The sequence below is a fragment of the Zobellia roscoffensis genome, from assembly GCF_015330165.1.
Taxonomy (GTDB): Bacteria; Bacteroidota; Bacteroidia; order Flavobacteriales; family Flavobacteriaceae; genus Zobellia; species Zobellia roscoffensis.
Map to the genome: position 1 here is coordinate 1,896,991 of NZ_JADDXT010000002.1, position 18,305 is coordinate 1,915,295.

Here is an 18,305-nt window from a genome sequence, read left to right on the forward strand (position 1 = left end):
TAGCAAAAACAGTACGATTGATGCGAATTGATATAAAATGGACTGGTTTAATACCGTCTTTTGCGTTTCGTTTCCTTCATTTGTACTTGGAACACCTCTTCTTGGGTGACAGCAAATACTTCGTTGTTCGCTTTCGGTTCTAGAGTATAAGTGCCGGTAAAGGTCCCGAAAGCCGGTAAAATCAACTGATTTTCAGATTTAAAGAAACAGGATAAGCGTATGGATTGCCTTCCCATACCTTGCAAACGAACTGCGGGGTGAATATGGCCGGAAAAATTGAAGAATCCTTCGCGTTCTTCCGGATGATGGGTCAAAAGAAAACCATCTAGCTGTATTTCCGAAACTACCCGTATGCCCAGCTCTTCATATTTAAGCGGAGAAATAATATCATGGTTTCCGGCAACAAGAATAATGTCCGAGGTAATGGTACTTGCCCATGCTTCAAAAAGTTGCCATTCTTTATTGAGTGAAGAATGAAACAAGTCACCCATAAAAACAAGGACCTCAGGTTGAAAAAAATTGACCGCAACATCCATTAATTCAAAATTCTTCTGAATCGCAGCTTGAGGCACGGCCGCGCCAAATTTCCTAAAGTGTGAAATCTTTCCTAGGTGCACATCACTAATCAATAGCATCGATTTTTCCTTCCAAAACAAAACTCCGGAAGGATGCATAATAAAATGTTGATTATTAACTTTAGTTTCTAAAGTGCTCATTAATGCCAAAGGTATCTACTTTTTCATCAATAACGCGGACATACGCTTGATACGATCGGCTAATTTTTCACTGGATAATTTTTCGCGGCTTAAGCGATCAGTAATTAATGGAAATGCAAATGGAGTAGCTTTCTTACAAGGTTTCCAAACGATTTCTTGTTGAGCAATACGTTCTAGGGAAAGTCGTAAACGGCCTTCTTCTAACTGATGTTGAAAGGTTTCGGTAAAAGCTTGTTGAAAGAGTAGGTTTTCAGGCTCGTAATCTCTGAAAACCTCAAAAAGTAATTGGGAATTGCTCTGTAGGTGTTTCATCTTTATGCCCTTGTTGGGATAGCCAGTAAAGACCATACCACTAATAATTGCAATATCACGAAATTTACGACGTGCCATTTCCGTGGCATTCAGGCTTTTTTGTAAATCATCTAAAAGATATTCGGCAGTGAACAAATCATTATCAATGACTTGTTGCATATCTATTTCTTGATCGGACAGTAGTTCAAAACCATAATCATTGAATGCCAATGAAAAGGTAATGGGGGATAGCAAGCTAATACGATAGCCTAAAAGACTGCCCATAGCCTCGTGAACAAAACGTCCTTCAAATGGATAGAATACATGATGATACCCTTCACGTGTTTTAAAGGTTTCAATCAAGAATTCATTTGGGTTGGGAACAATGCTTTCCCGTCTCTGACGTGCAAAAATATGTGCCAAAGAACGTATTTCTACAGATTGGTATTTTTTATCTTCCGAGGAACTGTATAATTCTTCTCGCAGTAATTTCGACATCTGGGCCGATAGGGTCATACGGCTTCCGGACCAACTAGAAATTTTATTGGTCTTTTTAGTGGAGTTCCGAACGTGTACTTGCATGTCCTTTATTCTAATGAATTCAAGATTCCTGCCCGCAAACGTGAAAACATCGCCTCTATTCAACTTGGATACAAAAAACTCTTCTATAGAGCCAATATATCCTCCCTTCTGATAACGGACGGTAAGGTTTACATCACCCACAATGGTGCCAATCTGAAACCGATGGCGCATGGCTACCCCGCGATTGGTGACTTTAAATTTCCCGTCTTCTTCAACCTCTACTTTTTTATATTCATCGTAGGTTTGAAGACTTTGACTACCCATAACCAAAAAGTTCAATAGCCATTGCCATTGGTCCCTAGTCAAGGTTTGATAACAAAATGTCTGACTTATTTCTTTGTAGATTTCGTTGGGATAGAATCCATCGGAAATTGCAAGAGTTGTCAAATATTGTAGGAGTACATCATAACAATTTAGGTAAGGCATCCGGTCTTCTACGGCATTTTGTTTCACTGCTTTCTGTAGTGCTGAAGCCTCAATAAGTTCTATGGCGTGGGTGGGCAGAAAATGAATAACACTTTCTTCTCCAGGACGGTGTCCACTACGTCCTGCCCTTTGTAAAAAACGCGCCACACCCTTTGGTCCTCCAATCTGGACTACGGTTTCAACTGGGGCAAAATCTACTCCTAAATCTAAACTAGAGGTACAGACTACCGCTTTCAACTCTTCGTTCCTAATGGCATTCTCCACCCAGTTACGTGTGTCTTTGTTAATGCTGCCGTGGTGCATAGCCATATCGCCTGCAAACTCAGGGTGCTTTTCAAGAATTTTTTGAAACCAGATTTCGCATTGGCTGCGCGTATTGGTGAACAATAAAGTAGTTTTGCTATTATTGATAATGGGAATAACGTCTTCCAGTAAATGCAAGCCTAAATGTCCTCTCCACGGGAAAGTCTCCATTTTTTTTGGAATGACACTTTTGACCGTAATCTTCTTTTTAATATTGGCCCGTATCATCAGGGAATTTTCTAAAGCTTCTGTCTCCGGGCCAAGGAGTACATCTCTTGCCTGTTCCAAGTTACCGATGGTTGCAGAAATACCCCAAATACGAAGGTCTTTGGATACTGTTTTTAGTCTTGATAGGGCAAGTTCCATCTGAACGCCTCTCTTGGTACCCAACAGTTCATGCCATTCATCAACCACAATAGCGGAACAATCCTTAAAGATTTTATCATAGCCCTTGGTCGCTAGTAACAATTGCAGACTTTCAGGAGTAGTAATGAGCAAGTCCGGCATTTGCTTTTTTTGCCCTGCCCGTTCTTTTGTAGTAGTATCTCCGGTACGGATACCAACGGTCATTTGTGTTTCTAGATCTGCTGTGACCCGTTCCGCTGATTGCCGTATTTCTTGGGAAAGGGCACGTAAAGGAGTAATCCAGATTGCTTTAAGTCCTTTTTTGTGCTTTGTTTTGTATTGAGGGTTTTGTTTAATATAGTTCAGAACAATAGGGAACCAAAGGGCATAGGTCTTTCCGCTTCCGGTTGGCGCGTTCAATAGTCCGTTTTTACCTTGAAGGAAAGCCTTCCAAGTGTCTTTCTGAAACTTAAAAGGTTTCCAGTTTTGTTGTTGAAACCAATTCAGGGCAATATCGTATAGCTCTTCTCTATTCATGTTTCGGCTAAGGAATCATCAATTTTAAATCTTCTAAAGAATTGGCCTCGTGAATGGATTTGTCTTTTCTCCAGCGTAGAATTCGCGGAAATCTCGTAGCAACGCCACTTTTATGGCGTTTTGACAAAGCAATACCTTCAAAAGCAATTTCAAAAACATGTTGTGGTGTTACTGAGCGCACCGGTCCAAAGCGTTCTAGGGTATTTCTCTTTATCCAAGCATCTACCTTTCTAAATTCGGCATCTGTTAATCCGGAATAGGCCTTCGCAAAAGTAACCAGTTCTTTTTCGCCTTCGTCATTCTCTTTCCATAAGGCAAAAGTATAATCTGTAAATAAGTTGCTCCTACGGCCATGTCCACGCATAGCATAGGTAAGGACGGCATCAATGGTCAAAGGATCCACTTTCCATTTCCACCAATCCCCCTTCTTCCTGCCCACGAGGTAAGGAGAGTCTTTTCGTTTTAACATAAGCCCTTCGCTTGACATTTCACGAGAACGTGCCCTTTCTGTAGCAACTTCTTCCCAAGTTTTAAAATGCGTGGTTTCCGAGAGTTGAAAGGAAATTTCAAGATTAGTTAGCGTTTGATATAAATTCTCTAAAATCTCACGTCGTTCAGAAAAAGGGAGGTCTCTAACATCTTTTCCATTCCATTCCAAGATATCGTAAGCCTTTAGCATAACAGGTACTTTCTTAAGTAAAGCTTTTGAAACGCTCTTGCGCCCAATGCGGGTTTGCAGGTCATTAAAGGAGCCTATTTGCCCATTTATATAAGGGAGAATCTCCCCGTCTATAACCGTGCCATTCGGGATTTTGCCAATAAACTCATTAAATTCTGGGTACTTATCTGTTACGAGCTCTTCCCCGCGACTCCAAACAAATAGTTCATTATTTCTAAGAATCACTTGGGAACGTATTCCATCCCATTTATGCTCGGCGGACCATTGTGAGACATCGCCCAAATCCTCTGGCTCACCTTCTATTGCATAGGCTAAGTAAAAGGGATAAGGTTTTGAAAGGTAGTCACTTGCATTTTCTTCTAAAATAAGTTCCTGAAAGGATATCTCATTTGGATCCCAATTCCCCATAAGTTTATAGGCCAAAATATCCTCATCTATTTCTGTTGCTTTTGCCAAAGCGCGGGTCATTAATTTTTGGCTAACCCCAATGCGAAATCCGCCGGTGATCAGTTTGGTAAAAACGAACCGCCCGTAATAATCTAGGACTTTCCAGTTTTCGAAAAGATATTCCTTTTTTTCTTCGTCCGATTTTCTCTTCAGTGCAATCATTTCCTCAAGAAACTGAGTCAATGTTTTTTCAGTTGCTATTTTACTTGATGGAACAATTAACGCTATGGTTTCCGCCAAATCTCCTACAATATGATAGCTTTCTTCAAAAAGCCAAAGTGGAATGTTTGCCAATTCCGAGGCCCATTCTCTTAGCAAAGTAGTGTTTACAGGCCTTGGAGGTCTGCGATGAGATAGGATGGCAATGGTCCATACCTTGTCTTCGTCGGTAGCGGCCAAAAAGTAATCGGTTAGTGCTTGAACCTTAACATTGGTTTTATTGGTGCTGTCCAATGTCTTGATGAGCGCTGCAAAACCTCTCATGCCCAGTTCGCTTGAAGTAACTTCATCCTCATGGGCAACCTCGGATGTATTTTGTTGATGCTTCATGATGTTTGCTTTTCTAGGGTTGCTGTTTCATCAGGAACCGTATTGTCCTCTTCGTCTCCATACTGAGTTTCTTCAGTACGTGCGTCATAGCCTTGTTCGCGGAGATAACGTGAAAAAATTTCTGTATATCCGTGAGTACATATAATCTTTTCGGCTCCCGTAGTTTCAATACTGGATAAAAGTCCTTGCCAATCACAATGATCGCTCAAAACAAAACCTTTATCAATGGCCCTGCGTCTTCGCGCACCTCTAAAAGTCATCCATCCGCTGGCCGAAGCAGTTACGTAGGGCACCATTTTACGAATCCAAGTACTTCCGTGAGCACTTGGTGGGGCCAGAACAATGTTCCCTAGCAGTTCTTCTTTTTTAGTTTCCTTGGTAATCAGGGTCGTTTCAGGAAAATCCACTAAAGGACGCAATATATGGGTCATGTTTTCAATGGCGCCGTGGGTGTAGATTTTGCCTATATCCATGTTAAGGTATTTTAATAGGCGTTGTGCTTTTCCTAAACTATAACCGAATAAAATTGAAGTCTTTCCTTCTCTTTGGTTTTCTGCCCACCATTGGTTAATATTCTCGAAAACCTCTTGTTGCGGAGTCCACTTAAAAGCAGGGAGACCAAAAGTGCACTCGGTAATGAATGTATCACATTTAATAAGTTCATAGGGAGTTGATATACCGTCGTTTTCGGTTTTGTAATCGCCCGTAAAAACCCAAACTTCACCTTTATGTTCTACGCGTATCTGAGAAGAGCCGATAATATGACCTGCTGGATGCAGACTGAATTTCACATTGTTTATCACAAAAGATTCTCCCCACTCAACCCCGGTTACGGTAATTTCGCCCAACCTATGACTTATAATTGGAACATTTCTATGATGCGTAATGTATTGCTTGTGCCCCCAACGGCTATGATCTGCATGACCGTGAGATATGATGGCTTTTTCTACGGGCTTCCAAGGGTCTAAATAAACCTTTGCAACACTGCAATAAATACCTTTATCAGTAAATTCTAGAAGCGGATTCTTCATGGTTTTTTAAAGTTACTTAATATTATAAAATGATATCCTTGTGCATTGGTATAAGATAGGGTAGCCTATTAAGAGTCCAAAATAATCATTCAGTTAGAGGTGAATGACCTCTAAAAAAATTATATTTGCTGCCAATAAAATTGATAAATATGGCAATCGCAGATTTATATACTAGTGGTGAGCATAGGAGAAACCTAGCACACTTTGCAGCTATTGCAACTTTGGCTAGCATAGATGGTGAAATAAGCTCAGAAGAAAAAAGTATGTTGGACCGCTTTGCGGCGAAGTTTGATATTACAGAGTCTGAGTATAAAGAGGTCTTGAAGAAGGAGAATAAATATCCTATTGACCCACCGCATACTTCAGAGAAGAGATTAGAGCGGATTTATGACCTTTTCCGTATTATCTTTTCAGATCATTTTATAGATGACGAAGAAATGGTATTATTAAAGAAATATGCCATTGGTTTAGGTTTTTCAGGAGAACAAGCCGATAAAATAATTGAGAAATCTGTAGCTATTTTTAGCGGCCGAATAGATTTTGAAGATTATCTATACCTTTTAAAACACTGATCTATTAATTGAAAAGCCCGGAAAAATTATAATTTTTCCGGGCTTTTTTTATTGATTTCTATTGGGTTAATACCTCTAGGCTTGCCCCTGGGAAATTCACGTATTTTGCAAAAATCATTTACACCATTGTATCAATGGTATTTGTCTAAAAATTCCTGAAGCTTGTTTACCATATTTCTACTTCCACAAAAGAAAGGTACGCGTTGATGCAGTTCAGTAGGTTCAATATCCATAATTCGTGTTTTACCACCTGTAGCGAGCCCGTTGGCCTGTTCCGCTAAAAATGCCATTGGATTGCATTCGTACAACAAACGTAGTTTGCCCTCATGGGTTACACTACTCTTGGGATACATGTAGATACCGCCTTTAATCATGTTTCTATGGAAATCTGAAACCAAAGAGCCTATATATCTAGAAGTATAAGGTCTATCTCCTTCTTCTTCCTGGCAATACTTAATATAATCCTTTACCCCTTGGTGAAAATGTCTGTATTTCCCCTCGTTTACAGAATAAATAGTTCCGTCTTCTGGGAACTGCATATTGGGGTGTGATAAATAGAAAGTACCAATAGCGGGGTTTAATGTAAATCCGTTTACGCCATCACCAGTTGTATAAACAAGCATGGTTGAAGTTCCGTAAACTATATATCCGGCAGCTACCTGTTGGTTGCCAGGTTGCAGAAAATCCTCTAAGGTTACAGGCGTACCTACTGGAGTAACTCTTCTGTAAATTGAAAAAATAGTACCAACGGAAACATTTACATCTACGTTAGATGAACCGTCTAGTGGGTCAATAAGTACCACATATTTATTCTGGTGGCGCTCATCATTACTGTTTATAGTTATAAAATCATCTTCTTCTTCAGAAGCAATCCCACAAACAATCTCTCTGTTAGCAAGCGTATTGATGAATTTTTCATTAGCAAATACATCTAATTTCTGTTGGTCTTCGCCTTGAATATTGGTTTCCCCTGCTTTTCCAAGGATATCTACTAGACCAGCTTTGTTAACTTCATGGTTGACTACTTTTGCAGCCAGACGAATAGCATTAATTAATTTAGAAAGCTCGCCAGAAGAATATTGAAACGAATCTTGATTTTCGATAATAAACTCTCCGAGAGTTTGGTTTTTTTTGTACTGCATGGGTAGACTGTTTATTTGACCACAAATATCGGCTATTTTGTGAAACTATGGTTCAATGGTTTATATTTGAGCTTTTAAATTTATAACTTTGTGTTTTATTTGTAACAATTATGAACTATTCAATTCGCGAGGCTAAAGAGAGTGATATGTCGCAAGTCCTGACACTTGTTAAGGAACTGGCTGTTTTTGAAAAAGAATCCAATGCAGTAGAAGTAACTGTAGAGGATTTGAAAAATGATGGTTTTGGCAAAAAAAAACTTTTTCATTGCTTTGTTGGTGAAAATGAAGGGGATATCGTTGGTATGGCGTTGGTGTACCCAAGATATTCTACTTGGAAAGGGCCTGTTATTCATTTGGAAGACCTAATTGTTACCGAGAAAATGCGTGGTAGCGGACTTGGAAGCGCACTTTTAAAAGAAGTTGTAAAATACGGAAATGATCTTGGCGTAAGAAGAATTTGTTGGGAAGTGTTGGATTGGAATGAACCGGCTATCACATTCTACGAGAAAAAAGGAGCAAACGTAATGCGAGATTGGGATGTGGTGCAGTTAGATGAAAACGGAATCAAAGCATTTTTAGATCTATAATCAGTCTTTTTGATGAATTACAATGGTAAAAAGTTCCGGCCTGTTCAAAATTCTGAGAATGGTGAAACTACACAGGAAACTGTTTTTCATTATAAGCAAAATGGAAACATACTGACTTCCGAATATGCTGGAGGAAAAATAGAAAAAGGGCATCTTATAGGGTTGGTTGATGACCAAGGTTATATAGATATGCGCTATCATCAAGTGAATACAGATGGCGAGTTAATGACCGGTTTATGTTCGTCAATACCAGAGATTACAAAAGAAGGAAAAATAAGATTATATGAAACCTGGCAGTGGACTTCTGGAGACAGATCTAAGGGCACTTCTATTTTAGAAGAACTATAGCTAGGGATTAATAAAAAAATAAGAAATACTTTTTCCGTCAAGCGGAAATAAGAATAAATAGTATAAAAATATGCGAGTATTTAAGTTTGGTGGAGCATCTGTAAAAGATGCGGATGGGGTTAAAAATGTGGTGAACGTATTAAAGCAAACGGGGCATGAGAATACTATTGTAGTAGTATCTGCTATGGGTAAGACCACCAATGCAATGGAAGCCACCGTTAATGCTTATTTTGATGATAAGTCAGCTTTAAAAGCGGCTTTTCAGGAAACGATAGCGTATCATAATACAATTCTTAAAGACCTTTTCTCCAATACGAACCATGAGATTTTTACTCTAGTAAAAGGTTTGTTTGATGAGGTTCAGGGTTTTTTAGCTTGGAATAAATCGCCTAATTATAACTTTGTATATGACCAAGTGGTGGGTTATGGCGAGTTAATATCTACTACCGTACTTAATGCATACCTGAACGAGGTTGGTATTAAAAGTAACTGGGTAGATATTCGTGATTTTATTAAAACAAATGACAGCTATAGAGATGTATCGGTCAATTGGGAAAAAACTCAAGAGCGAATTTCTAAAGGCATCGATAAATCTAAACTGAATATTACACAAGGTTTTTTGGGTAGTGATGATAATAATTTCACCACTACCTTAGGAAGAGAAGGTTCTGATTATACTGCGGCTATATTGGCATACTGTCTTAATGCAGATTCAGTTACTATTTGGAAAGATGTGCCAGGTGTGCTAAATGCAGATCCAAGATATTTTTCAGAAACACAGTTGCTGAACAATATATCCTATCGTGAGGCCATTGAACTTGCGTTTTATGGAGCTTCAGTAATTCACCCTAAGACATTACAACCGTTACAGCAAAAAGAGATTCCACTTCACGTAAAATCTTTTTTGAACCCTGCTAATTCTGGTACTACCGTTGGCAAAGGAGTGGGTATCGAGCCAAAAGTTCCTTGTTTTATTGTTAAGAAAAACCAGGTGTTAATGAAGCTTTCCTCTTTGGATTTTTCATTTATAGTTGAGGATAGTATCAGCGAACTTTTTAAATTATTTCATGATCATAAAATGAAAGTTGACTTGATTCAGAACTCAGCAATTAGTTTTTCGGTCTGTGTAGATAACCGTTTTGGACGCTTGGAAGAGCTATTGAATCTATTGAAAAGTAGATTTAAAGTTGTTCATCATGAAGGGGTTTCGTTATATACTATACGTCATTTTAATGAAAAGGCAATTGAATCGCTTCAAAACGGACATGAAGTTCTTTTAGAGCAACGAGGCAAGGAGACCTTGCAATTGGTAGTGAAGTAATCTCTGTTTTGTAGGTCTAAATTTGTTAAAAAGGGGTGCTCCTTTAACGTTTTTCCTATCTTAGCGGTCACCTAATTGATAAATGAAACTATGGGTTTAGTGACCGCAAAAGAAGTGGCCAAAGCTACCAAACTTGATAAATACGGGTTTTTGGGTACGTTTTCGGCTTGGGTATTGCTTAGGGTCACTAAGATTTCTAATATGAATAGACGGTATGATAAAATGAGTCATTTAGATGGCCCGGATTTTCTTGATGCTGTGTTGGAAGAGTATGAAATTGATTACGAAATACCAGAAGAAGATTTAAAACGCTTACCTAAAGAAGGTGCTTATATTACGGTTAGTAATCATCCTTTAGGCGGTATGGATGGCATTGTTTTATTAAAGCTAATGCTGCGTCATAGATCTGATTATAAGGTAATGGCCAACTTTTTACTACAACGCTTTAAACCTTTAGCTCAATACATATTTCCGGTAAACCCTTTTGAAGATCGTAAAGAAGCCAAAAGTAGTATGGCGGGGTTTAAAAATGCCATGTTACATTTAAGAGAAGGCCATCCTGTGGGGATTTTTCCCGCCGGAGAAGTATCTACAAAAAAAGAAGGTAAAATAGCGGTAGATAAACCCTGGGAAGAAACGGCAATCAAACTTATTCGTAGGGCGGAAGTACCTGTTGTTCCAATTTATTTTCATGCTAAAAACAGTAAGTTGTTTTATCGCTTAGCTAAGATTAGCGGTGTTTTTCGTACGGCAAAGCTACCTTCTGAGGTGTATTCACAAAGACACAGACCCATTAAAATTAGGATTGGACAGCCTATTTCTGTGGCAACGCAAAAAGAGCATAAGACGTTAGAGGAGTATACAGAGCTTTTGCGTAGAAAAACGTATATATTGGCCAATGCCTATGAAAAAGAACGGTTAATAGATCAGATACCTACTTCTTTAAAACTGCCCAAACAACCTCGTAAAATAGCCCAACCTGTTAGTGGTAAGGTTATTGAAGCAGAAATAGAAAAACTTGTTGAGAATGATAGGCGAATGGTGCAAAGCAAGAACTATGAAGTGTTTTTGGCTCCGGCGAACGAAATACCGTTTACCTTACAGGAAATTGGCCGCCAACGTGAAATTACTTTTCGTGAAATTGGTGAAGGAACCAATAATTCCATAGATATAGATGAGTTTGATTCATACTATCATCATATGTTTTTATGGGACAATGAGGCAAAGGTAATTGCGGGTGCATACCGTATGGGTCTTGGGTCTGAGATTTTTGCTAAACACGGTATTGATGGTTTTTATCTTCAAGATCTCTTTCGTTTTGAACCTGAGCTTTTTGGTATGATGAGTCAGTCTATTGAAATGGGTAGGGCGTATATCGTCAAAGAATACCAACAAAAACCAATGCCTTTGTTTTTACTTTGGAAAGGTATTGTGCATACGACTTTACGCCATCCGGAGCATAAATATTTGATTGGTGGTGTGAGTATCAGTAATCAATTTTCTAACTTTTCGAAATCGCTGATGATTGAGTTTATGAAAAGTAATTATTGGGATCCCTATGTGGCTCAGTATGTGCGCCCAAAAAAGGAGTTTAAGGTAAAGTTAAAGGATGCAGATAAAGAGTTTGTTTTTGATGAAACTCAGGCAGATTTAAACAAATTTGATAAGTTGATAGATGAGGTGGAACCAGGTAATCTTCGTTTGCCAGTTCTCATTAAGAAATATATCAAGCAAAATGCAAAGGTGGTGGCCTTCAATGTTGATCCTTTGTTCAATAATGCCATAGATGGGTTGATGTACATCAAAATTGCCGATTTGCCAGAAAGTACCGTTAAACCGGTTATGGAAGAGTTTCAAGCCGAATTAGAGCGTAAATTTATGGAGTCCCAACAAAGTGTTTAGAAGTGGTTTCAGGTTAGTCTATGCCTACTACTTTGCTTCTTCTTTCAAACAATACGTTATCTTTCCAAACACCATCTCTTTTACCAATACGTTCGCGTTTTCCTATACGTCTGAATCCCATTTTTTCATGAAGTTTAATGCTTCCTGTATTTTCAGGAAATACACCGGATTGTAATGTCCATAGTCCGTTTTCTTCACTCTGTGTAATTAAGGCTTGCATGAGTTTAGAGCCTACCCCCTTTCCTCTGGCTTCTGTAGAAATATAGATGCTAACTTCTCCCACGCCACCATATACACATCTGCTAGATACTGGAGAAAGTGCGGCCCAGCCTAAGCATTGGTCTTCTTCAAAAGCCATTATTCTACAATTTGCAATATGGGAATTGTTCCAGGCGTCGTAAGAAGGGGTTTTATTTTCAAATGTGGCGTAGCCAGTTGCCATACCTTCGGCATATATTTTAGAAACGAAAGGCCAATCTTCGGGCAGCATGGGTCTTAGTTCTATGTGGTTCATTACGAAGATTAAAAATTATGTGGCTATAAACTTTTGAACCAATCTTGAAAATATTCGCCCACTAGCACAGTTGGATTCATGTTGTTACTAGCGGCATTAATAAGGCTCATAATTATTAATACAAGGCCTATTATAGCAGCAAAGCATCCTACAATGGGTATGATTCCTAAAACAATGGTCAGTAGCCAAATGCCCAGCGTCTGGCGGATGTAAAAGCTACCGAATTCTGTTCGATTTTGAGAATTCATTATTAAAGCTACAATCCAACCAATTACTGTAATATGGGCTATGATGGCCACAATTTTGCCATTGTCGGGATTATTTGGGTCAAAGGTTTGTTTTACTTCTTCTTGAAAGTCGTTCGCTGCTTTTTTTGCATTTTCCGAGAAATCATTTCCTTCTTCTGACATGGTGTGTGGGTTTGGTGGTTACCGTGTTCTAAATATAACTATATTTTCTAATTATAGGAATGCTTCGTCTATAGGTTCCCAAAGTTCTAGTTTGTTGCCTTCCGGGTCTAAGATCAATCCGAATTTGCCATAATCATATTCTTCGATTTCCCCAACGATGGTAACGCCTTCCTGTTTTAAAGCTTCTAAAAGCTCAACTAGGTTTTCTACCCTGAAATTCATCATGAATTGCTTTTGGCTGGGTTCAAAATATTTGGTGTCTTTGCTCATTGGGCTCCATTGAGTGGAGCAGTCGTTTCCTTCTTTGTCTTTCCACCAGAAGGTACATCCATAGCGGTCCGTATTTAATCCTAGCCGTTCTTTATACCATTCTTTCATACGGTCTGGGTCATTACTTTTAAAGAAGAATCCGCCTAGACCGGTAACTCTGTTTTTCATTCATTTTTGGTTTTGTGTGGTTCGTAGATGGTGTTTACTTACTTTTTTGGTCTTGTATTTTTCTCGTAAAGTTGAATCCAATCGGTTACGGTCATTTTTTGACATAGCGTAGCAATGAGTTCGTACGGTATGTGTGTCATTGATTTAAACCGAATGCAGCTTTTGCCCATATCTAATTTGCGCTTGCAATGTTTTGGGTATTCATTTACAAACCAGTCATATAATTCTGGGTTGGCATAAATACCCGAATGATAGAGCGCTATAAAATTCTTTTGAGAAGCCAAATTTATAAACGGAAGCGGAAGCTTTGGGTCGCAATGATACCCGTCAGGATAAATGGAATGTGGAACTACGTAGCCCAACATACCATAGTTTATTTGTTCGTGAAAGCCACTTGGTAAATTGCTAAGTATTGTATCTCTTATTTTAGAAATGACTTCTTGTCGCTCTGGCGGAAGCTGTTCAATATACCCTTCTGGTGAATCTGATTTATAGTTCATTTTTAAAGGTGTTGGTCTATTAAAATAGGATTGCCATCTGGGTCATTGAGCATAAAACTAGCTGGTCCTGTTGTTTTTTCATTCGCCTCAAGATCTAGCTTAATTCCTTTCTTTTTAAGTTGATTTTGGAGTTCTCGTACATCGGTAAAAGAATCTAGCGCTTCTGCGTTTGAATTCCAACCCGGATTAAAAGTCAGGATATTTTTATCGAACATACCTTGAAAAAGACCAATGGTGGCATTGCCGTTTTTCAAGATTAGCCAATTTTGGTCAATTTCACCGGCAAAGACTGAAAAGCCCAAAGTTTCGTAAAATTGTTTGGAAGCCTGAATATCTTTGACATTTAAGCTCACGGAAAAGTTGCCTAGTTGCATCGTTTTAGATTTTAAGATGAACAAATTGTACAGCTCATAATCCGATGGGGGAGGCCTATGGTATTTGGACTATGGGTCCTCTAAGTTAACAAAATTTTGCTTTTACTTTGTCTACTACGGTCTGTGCCAGTTTTTCTAGACTTTCAATAGTCCATCCCGCTACATGGGGTGTAAGCAATACATTATTGGCCTGAATCAAATATTGAAAAGCTTCCGGCATTTTGGTCAAGTCTACCTCGCCATTTGCCGTTGTGGTAAACATATTTTCGAACGAAGCTTTTTCGTATTCTAGAACATCTAGACCAGCTCCCAAAATTTTACCCGATTTAAGGGCGGAAACTAAATCCTCGCTAACGACCGCTTTACCTCTTGCAGTATTTAATAACCAAAACGGATTATGGAATTTCTCTATAAACTCAGTATTGATCATGCCAATGGTAAGCTCCGTTTGGGGTACGTGCAAGCTCAAAACATCGGTACGTTGGTTCAGTTCCATAATGCCCACTTGGCGTGCATTTTCATCGCCTACACCACCTTGAATATCATAACAAATTACTTCCACATCAAAACCACGCAGTTTTTTGGCGAAAGCCTTGCCCATATTTCCATAACCGATAATGCCAACGGTTTTACCATCTAGTTCAATGCCACGGTTACCTTCACGGTCCCATTTTCCGGTACGCACTTCGGTATCGGCTTTTTGTAGTTTGTTGAACAGGGATAAAAGCATACCTAACGTATGTTCTCCTACTGCATTTCTATTGCCCTCTGGAGCGGCTGCCAGAAATATGCCATGGTCTTCGGCATGGCGAACATCAATATTTTCCAATCCGGCGCCTAGTCTTCCTATGAATTTAAGTTTGGAAGCTTTGTTCAGAAATTCACTGTCAATGCTAAATCTGCTGCGAATAATAAGTCCGTCGTATTCATGGATTTTGGCTTCAATATCTCCTTTTGAGGAGGTATAATCCTCATCATTCTGAAAGCCTAATTCATTAAATTGTTCTATTAATAGCGGATGGTTGACATCTACGTGTAAAATTCTCATTTTCTCTTCCATAATTACTTAGGCATGTGCCTCTTTTCAAGCTGCTTATATAAGCGATACCATTACGTAACGAAAATAGCTTATATGCCGAAAAGGTTGTTTTGATTTACTTAAGGTAGTTCTTTTTAGGTTGGGATGAACTGATATAATCAGGGTCATCGATAACTGAACAGCCTACAAAGGTAGTAAAATAGATGTTTGCGCTAAATGCCCAATACCATTTTAGCAATAGAGAAGTAAATAAGAATGCCAAAAATATCATTACTGGTGGTAATGAACGGCCCTGTGGCTATGGCTGGGTCAATACCCCTTTTGTGTAAGAATAAGGGGGTGAAAGTACCAATAAAACCAGCTACGAGTATTACCGCTACTAGAGATAGGCAAATGGCTAATGACGTGAGGAATTCTCCTTTCCAGAACCATGTAAAAATTAAAAGAATAGTGGCTAGGGCAAACCCGTTCAATAGAGCTAAAAGCATTTCTTTAACAAGGCGGCTACTTACACTACCTTTTAAATCATCATTGGCTAAACCCTGTACGATAATAGCACTAGATTGTACCCCTACGTTACCTGCCATTGCGGCAATAAGAGGTGTAAAGAAAAATAAAACGGCATGTTTGCTGATCATTTCTTCAAAGCCGCCCATAATGGCAGCGGCGCCAACCCCACCGATCAAACCTAGAAATAACCATGGTAGGCGTGCTCGAGTTAAATCCCAAATACTATCATCCGCCTCTACATCTTGAGAGATACCTGCCGCCATTTGGTAATCCTTGTCCGCCTCTTCTCGAATAACATCTACAATATCGTCAATAGTAATACGGCCTACCAAGCGTCCAATTTCATCAACTACCGGAATTGCTTCTAAATCATATTTAGACATGATTTTGGCCACTTCCTCGGGCTTTTCATTTACGTTTACGGAGTCAACCTTTGGAATATAGATTTCGCTAATGTGTGTGCGGGTAGAGGTGGTCAATAAATCTTTGAGTGAAAGCCGACCTTTTAACTTGTCATCATCGTCCACTACATAAATGGAGTGGACTCTAGTAACATTCTCCGCTTGGGCGCGCATTTCTTTTACACACTTCAGAACATCCCAGTTTTCGCGGACTTTTACCAATTCTTTCGCCATAAGACCTCCAGCAGAATCTTCGTCATATCTTAAGAGGTCTACAATGTCTTTGGCATGCTCACGGTCTTCAATTTCGGAGATAACCTCCTGAACCATATCATTGGGCAACTCTCCAATAATATCTGCGGCATCATCCGTATCTAACTCTCCAAGCTCATCGGCAATTTCTTTTGCCGATAAGTTGTTAAGAATAGCTTCACGGACGTCTTCGTCTAGTTCCGTAAGGACATCGGAAGTCTTGTCACTCTCAAGAAGTTTTATCAGGTATGTAGCCTCGTCTTCGTTAAGCTCGTTGATGATTTCAGCTATATCCGCATAATGAATATCGTCCATTAGGGTTACCAGCTCGGTATCCCTTTGGGATTCAATAAGCTGTTCAATTTCAGCTAAGAGTTCATCTGTGAGTTTAAACGGCGTCATTTTATGCTATCATACAAATTGGGTTATGTAGAAACTGCGGCAAAGCTAAATAAAAAGAGCTAAAGCGTTGTGCTCTTTACGATTTCTTAGCACGCTTTATCCATGAAGAGCAGTAATAAAAAAGAGAAAGCCTTTAATTCTAGATTCGCCTTACCTAATAAAAAGTATTACTCCAGATCAGAAGCTACTTTTTTTGTCAATTCAATAAAATCAGCAACGCTTAATTGTTCAGGTCGTTGATCAAAAATAGTTTCACCCCTTAGCTCAGGTGAAAGGTCAAAAGTCTTTAGGCTATTGCGAATAGTTTTTCGGCGTTGATTAAAGGCTGCCTTTACAACTCTAAAGAACAATTTTTCATCGCAATCTAGAGTGAAATTCTTTTTGCGGACCAAACGAAGTACACCGGATTGTACTTTTGGCGGAGGGTCAAATACTTGGGGAGATACCGTAAATAAGTATTCCGCATCATAATACGCCTGTACTAAAACGGATAAAATTCCATAAGTTTTATTGCCTTCTCCTTCGCAGATACGTTTGGCTACCTCCTTTTGAAACATGCCTGAAAACTCGGGTACTAGCTCTTTCATTTCCAGCATTTTGAAAACGATTTGAGTAGATATATTATAGGGGAAGTTACCCGTTATGGCAAATTGCTCACCCTTAAATAGACTATTCAGGTCATATTTTAAAAAATCGGCTTCAACTACTTGCAAAGCGCTTTTGCCGGACATCGCTTTTGGATGTTCTAACGGAAAACTATGATTGAGGTAAACAATAGAATCCGCATCAAGGTCCATCGCCACTAAATTTACATCTTGTAAAAGCAAGTACTTAGTGAGTACGCCGGTACCTGGGCCTATTTCTATTACATTTCTATAACCATCCAGAGAAAGGGTGTCCGCAATTTTTTGGGCGATTTCCTCATCCTTTAAAAAATGTTGGCCAAGATGTTTTTTTGCCTTTACGGGACTCTCTTCTTTCCAAGGTTCTGTATGTTGACTCTTATAATACTTCTTTTTTTTCTTGCCCATATGCTTCTTTTAAGCCTTTACATAAACCCAGGCACTAACGCCAGAGATTAAATCGACTTTAATTTTTTTATATGCAGAACCCTCGTACTGGTCGGCTTTCGCCAGCTCTTCATCAATCAGCTCATAAACCGTGCCGTTAACCTGTTGATTCTTATTCTCGGTCGGTTCTATAACGGGGTATCTGCCAAATATTTTTTCTTCTGATATGCGAAACCCCATCAAACCATCTTTGGAGCCATTCAATAAGCGCTCAAACACTTGTAGTTGTATAGAACGATCCTGAAGGGTGCCATAGGTAAATAGGTAATGCATGCCAGATTGTCTATTCGTAATTAGTGCTCACTTACAATCTCCATTTCAGTTCTAAAGGACACAAATTTGTTTGGAAACCGTTTGTGGGCATCCTCCCGTAATCTGGGTGCGTCTTCAGAGTAATAGCGCTGCAGCTCATCTTTGCTTAAAGTGGTAAATTGTACGGAATAACTTACGCCGCCCATATCTTCCTCAACCAAAATTTTACTCATTTTGGCATTCAGGAATTTTCCGGTGGCGAGCACGTCCGGAATATGGACTTCGCGCATCCAAACGAGCCATTCATCATGAACGGATTCCTCTATGTTGGTTGTTACGTTGTATATATACATGTTGTTGGTTTT

The 18,305-nt window shown here is 39.2% G+C and carries 20 protein-coding genes; 5 read left to right on the plus strand and 15 right to left on the minus strand.

Translation table 11 applies throughout. The features are described from left to right. Positions 1 to 47: 47 nt before the first annotated feature. The 4 genes from pdeM to IWC72_RS08015 form a co-directional block, all read right to left on the minus strand. Positions 48 to 716 carry a ligase-associated DNA damage response endonuclease PdeM gene (gene pdeM, locus IWC72_RS08000; RefSeq protein ID WP_194529418.1) on the minus strand — a complete coding sequence of 223 codons (669 nt, stop codon included), beginning with the start codon at positions 714 to 716 and terminating at the stop codon, positions 48 to 50. 15 nt (positions 717 to 731) lie between these two features. Next, positions 732 to 3,200 carry a ligase-associated DNA damage response DEXH box helicase gene (locus IWC72_RS08005; RefSeq protein ID WP_194529419.1) on the minus strand — a complete coding sequence of 823 codons (2,469 nt, stop codon included), beginning with the start codon at positions 3,198 to 3,200 and terminating at the stop codon, positions 732 to 734. A 7-nt stretch (positions 3,201 to 3,207) separates the two neighbouring features. Next, complete coding sequence (locus IWC72_RS08010; RefSeq protein WP_194531112.1) at positions 3,208 to 4,809, minus strand: ATP-dependent DNA ligase; 1,602 nt, start codon at positions 4,807 to 4,809, stop codon at positions 3,208 to 3,210. A gap of 62 nt (positions 4,810 to 4,871) precedes the next feature. Next, complete coding sequence (locus IWC72_RS08015) at positions 4,872 to 5,906, minus strand: ligase-associated DNA damage response exonuclease (protein ID WP_194529420.1); 1,035 nt, start codon at positions 5,904 to 5,906, stop codon at positions 4,872 to 4,874. Positions 5,907 to 6,055: 149 nt separating this feature from the next. Here IWC72_RS08015 and IWC72_RS08020 point away from each other — a divergent pair, with 149 nt between their 5' ends. Further along, positions 6,056 to 6,478 (plus strand): tellurite resistance TerB family protein, encoded by a 423-nt coding sequence (locus tag IWC72_RS08020; RefSeq protein ID WP_194525697.1) that lies wholly within the window; start codon positions 6,056 to 6,058, stop codon positions 6,476 to 6,478. A 131-nt stretch (positions 6,479 to 6,609) separates the two neighbouring features. Here IWC72_RS08020 and fbp read toward each other — a convergent pair whose 3' ends face one another. Continuing rightward, entirely contained in the window at positions 6,610 to 7,620 is a 1,011-nt protein-coding gene (gene fbp, locus IWC72_RS08025) for a class 1 fructose-bisphosphatase (protein WP_194529421.1), read from the minus strand. A 110-nt stretch (positions 7,621 to 7,730) separates the two neighbouring features. Here fbp and IWC72_RS08030 point away from each other — a divergent pair, with 110 nt between their 5' ends. From IWC72_RS08030 to IWC72_RS08045, 4 genes are all read left to right on the plus strand, one after another. Next, positions 7,731 to 8,207, plus strand: coding sequence for a GNAT family N-acetyltransferase (locus IWC72_RS08030; protein WP_194525699.1), 477 nt, complete (start codon positions 7,731 to 7,733; stop codon positions 8,205 to 8,207). 12 nt (positions 8,208 to 8,219) lie between these two features. Further along, positions 8,220 to 8,555: a n-acetylglutamate synthase gene (locus IWC72_RS08035; RefSeq protein ID WP_194531113.1), complete on the plus strand. Its 336-nt coding sequence runs from the start codon at positions 8,220 to 8,222 to the stop codon at positions 8,553 to 8,555. Positions 8,556 to 8,625: 70 nt separating this feature from the next. After that, positions 8,626 to 9,876 (plus strand): aspartate kinase, encoded by a 1,251-nt coding sequence (locus tag IWC72_RS08040; RefSeq protein WP_194525700.1) that lies wholly within the window; start codon positions 8,626 to 8,628, stop codon positions 9,874 to 9,876. A 90-nt stretch (positions 9,877 to 9,966) separates the two neighbouring features. Then, on the plus strand, positions 9,967 to 11,778 hold the full coding sequence (locus IWC72_RS08045; protein WP_194529422.1) for a GNAT family N-acyltransferase: 1,812 nt from the start codon (positions 9,967 to 9,969) through the stop codon (positions 11,776 to 11,778). Between the two features lie 13 nt (positions 11,779 to 11,791). Here IWC72_RS08045 and IWC72_RS08050 read toward each other — a convergent pair whose 3' ends face one another. From IWC72_RS08050 to IWC72_RS08095, 10 genes are all read right to left on the minus strand, one after another. Next, complete coding sequence (locus tag IWC72_RS08050) at positions 11,792 to 12,292, minus strand: GNAT family N-acetyltransferase (RefSeq protein ID WP_194525702.1); 501 nt, start codon at positions 12,290 to 12,292, stop codon at positions 11,792 to 11,794. Between the two features lie 23 nt (positions 12,293 to 12,315). Next, positions 12,316 to 12,702 carry a YtxH domain-containing protein gene (locus IWC72_RS08055; protein WP_194525703.1) on the minus strand — a complete coding sequence of 129 codons (387 nt, stop codon included), beginning with the start codon at positions 12,700 to 12,702 and terminating at the stop codon, positions 12,316 to 12,318. Positions 12,703 to 12,753: 51 nt separating this feature from the next. Continuing rightward, positions 12,754 to 13,140 carry a VOC family protein gene (locus IWC72_RS08060; protein ID WP_194529423.1) on the minus strand — a complete coding sequence of 129 codons (387 nt, stop codon included), beginning with the start codon at positions 13,138 to 13,140 and terminating at the stop codon, positions 12,754 to 12,756. A gap of 38 nt (positions 13,141 to 13,178) precedes the next feature. Continuing rightward, positions 13,179 to 13,640: a DUF1801 domain-containing protein gene (locus IWC72_RS08065; RefSeq protein WP_194529424.1), complete on the minus strand. Its 462-nt coding sequence runs from the start codon at positions 13,638 to 13,640 to the stop codon at positions 13,179 to 13,181. A 2-nt stretch (positions 13,641 to 13,642) separates the two neighbouring features. Continuing rightward, positions 13,643 to 14,014 carry a VOC family protein gene (locus tag IWC72_RS08070; RefSeq protein WP_194529425.1) on the minus strand — a complete coding sequence of 124 codons (372 nt, stop codon included), beginning with the start codon at positions 14,012 to 14,014 and terminating at the stop codon, positions 13,643 to 13,645. A gap of 85 nt (positions 14,015 to 14,099) precedes the next feature. Then, positions 14,100 to 15,062 (minus strand): 2-hydroxyacid dehydrogenase, encoded by a 963-nt coding sequence (locus tag IWC72_RS08075; protein WP_194529426.1) that lies wholly within the window; start codon positions 15,060 to 15,062, stop codon positions 14,100 to 14,102. A 203-nt stretch (positions 15,063 to 15,265) separates the two neighbouring features. Further along, on the minus strand, positions 15,266 to 16,618 hold the full coding sequence (mgtE, locus tag IWC72_RS08080; RefSeq protein WP_194529427.1) for a magnesium transporter: 1,353 nt from the start codon (positions 16,616 to 16,618) through the stop codon (positions 15,266 to 15,268). A 167-nt stretch (positions 16,619 to 16,785) separates the two neighbouring features. Next, positions 16,786 to 17,649 (minus strand): 16S rRNA (adenine(1518)-N(6)/adenine(1519)-N(6))-dimethyltransferase RsmA, encoded by an 864-nt coding sequence (gene rsmA / locus IWC72_RS08085; RefSeq protein ID WP_194525709.1) that lies wholly within the window; start codon positions 17,647 to 17,649, stop codon positions 16,786 to 16,788. A 9-nt stretch (positions 17,650 to 17,658) separates the two neighbouring features. After that, on the minus strand, positions 17,659 to 17,961 hold the full coding sequence (locus IWC72_RS08090) for a gamma-glutamylcyclotransferase family protein (RefSeq protein WP_194525710.1): 303 nt from the start codon (positions 17,959 to 17,961) through the stop codon (positions 17,659 to 17,661). 20 nt (positions 17,962 to 17,981) lie between these two features. Beyond that, entirely contained in the window at positions 17,982 to 18,293 is a 312-nt protein-coding gene (locus IWC72_RS08095) for a DUF4286 family protein (protein WP_194525711.1), read from the minus strand. Between the last annotated feature and the right edge of the window lie 12 nt (positions 18,294 to 18,305).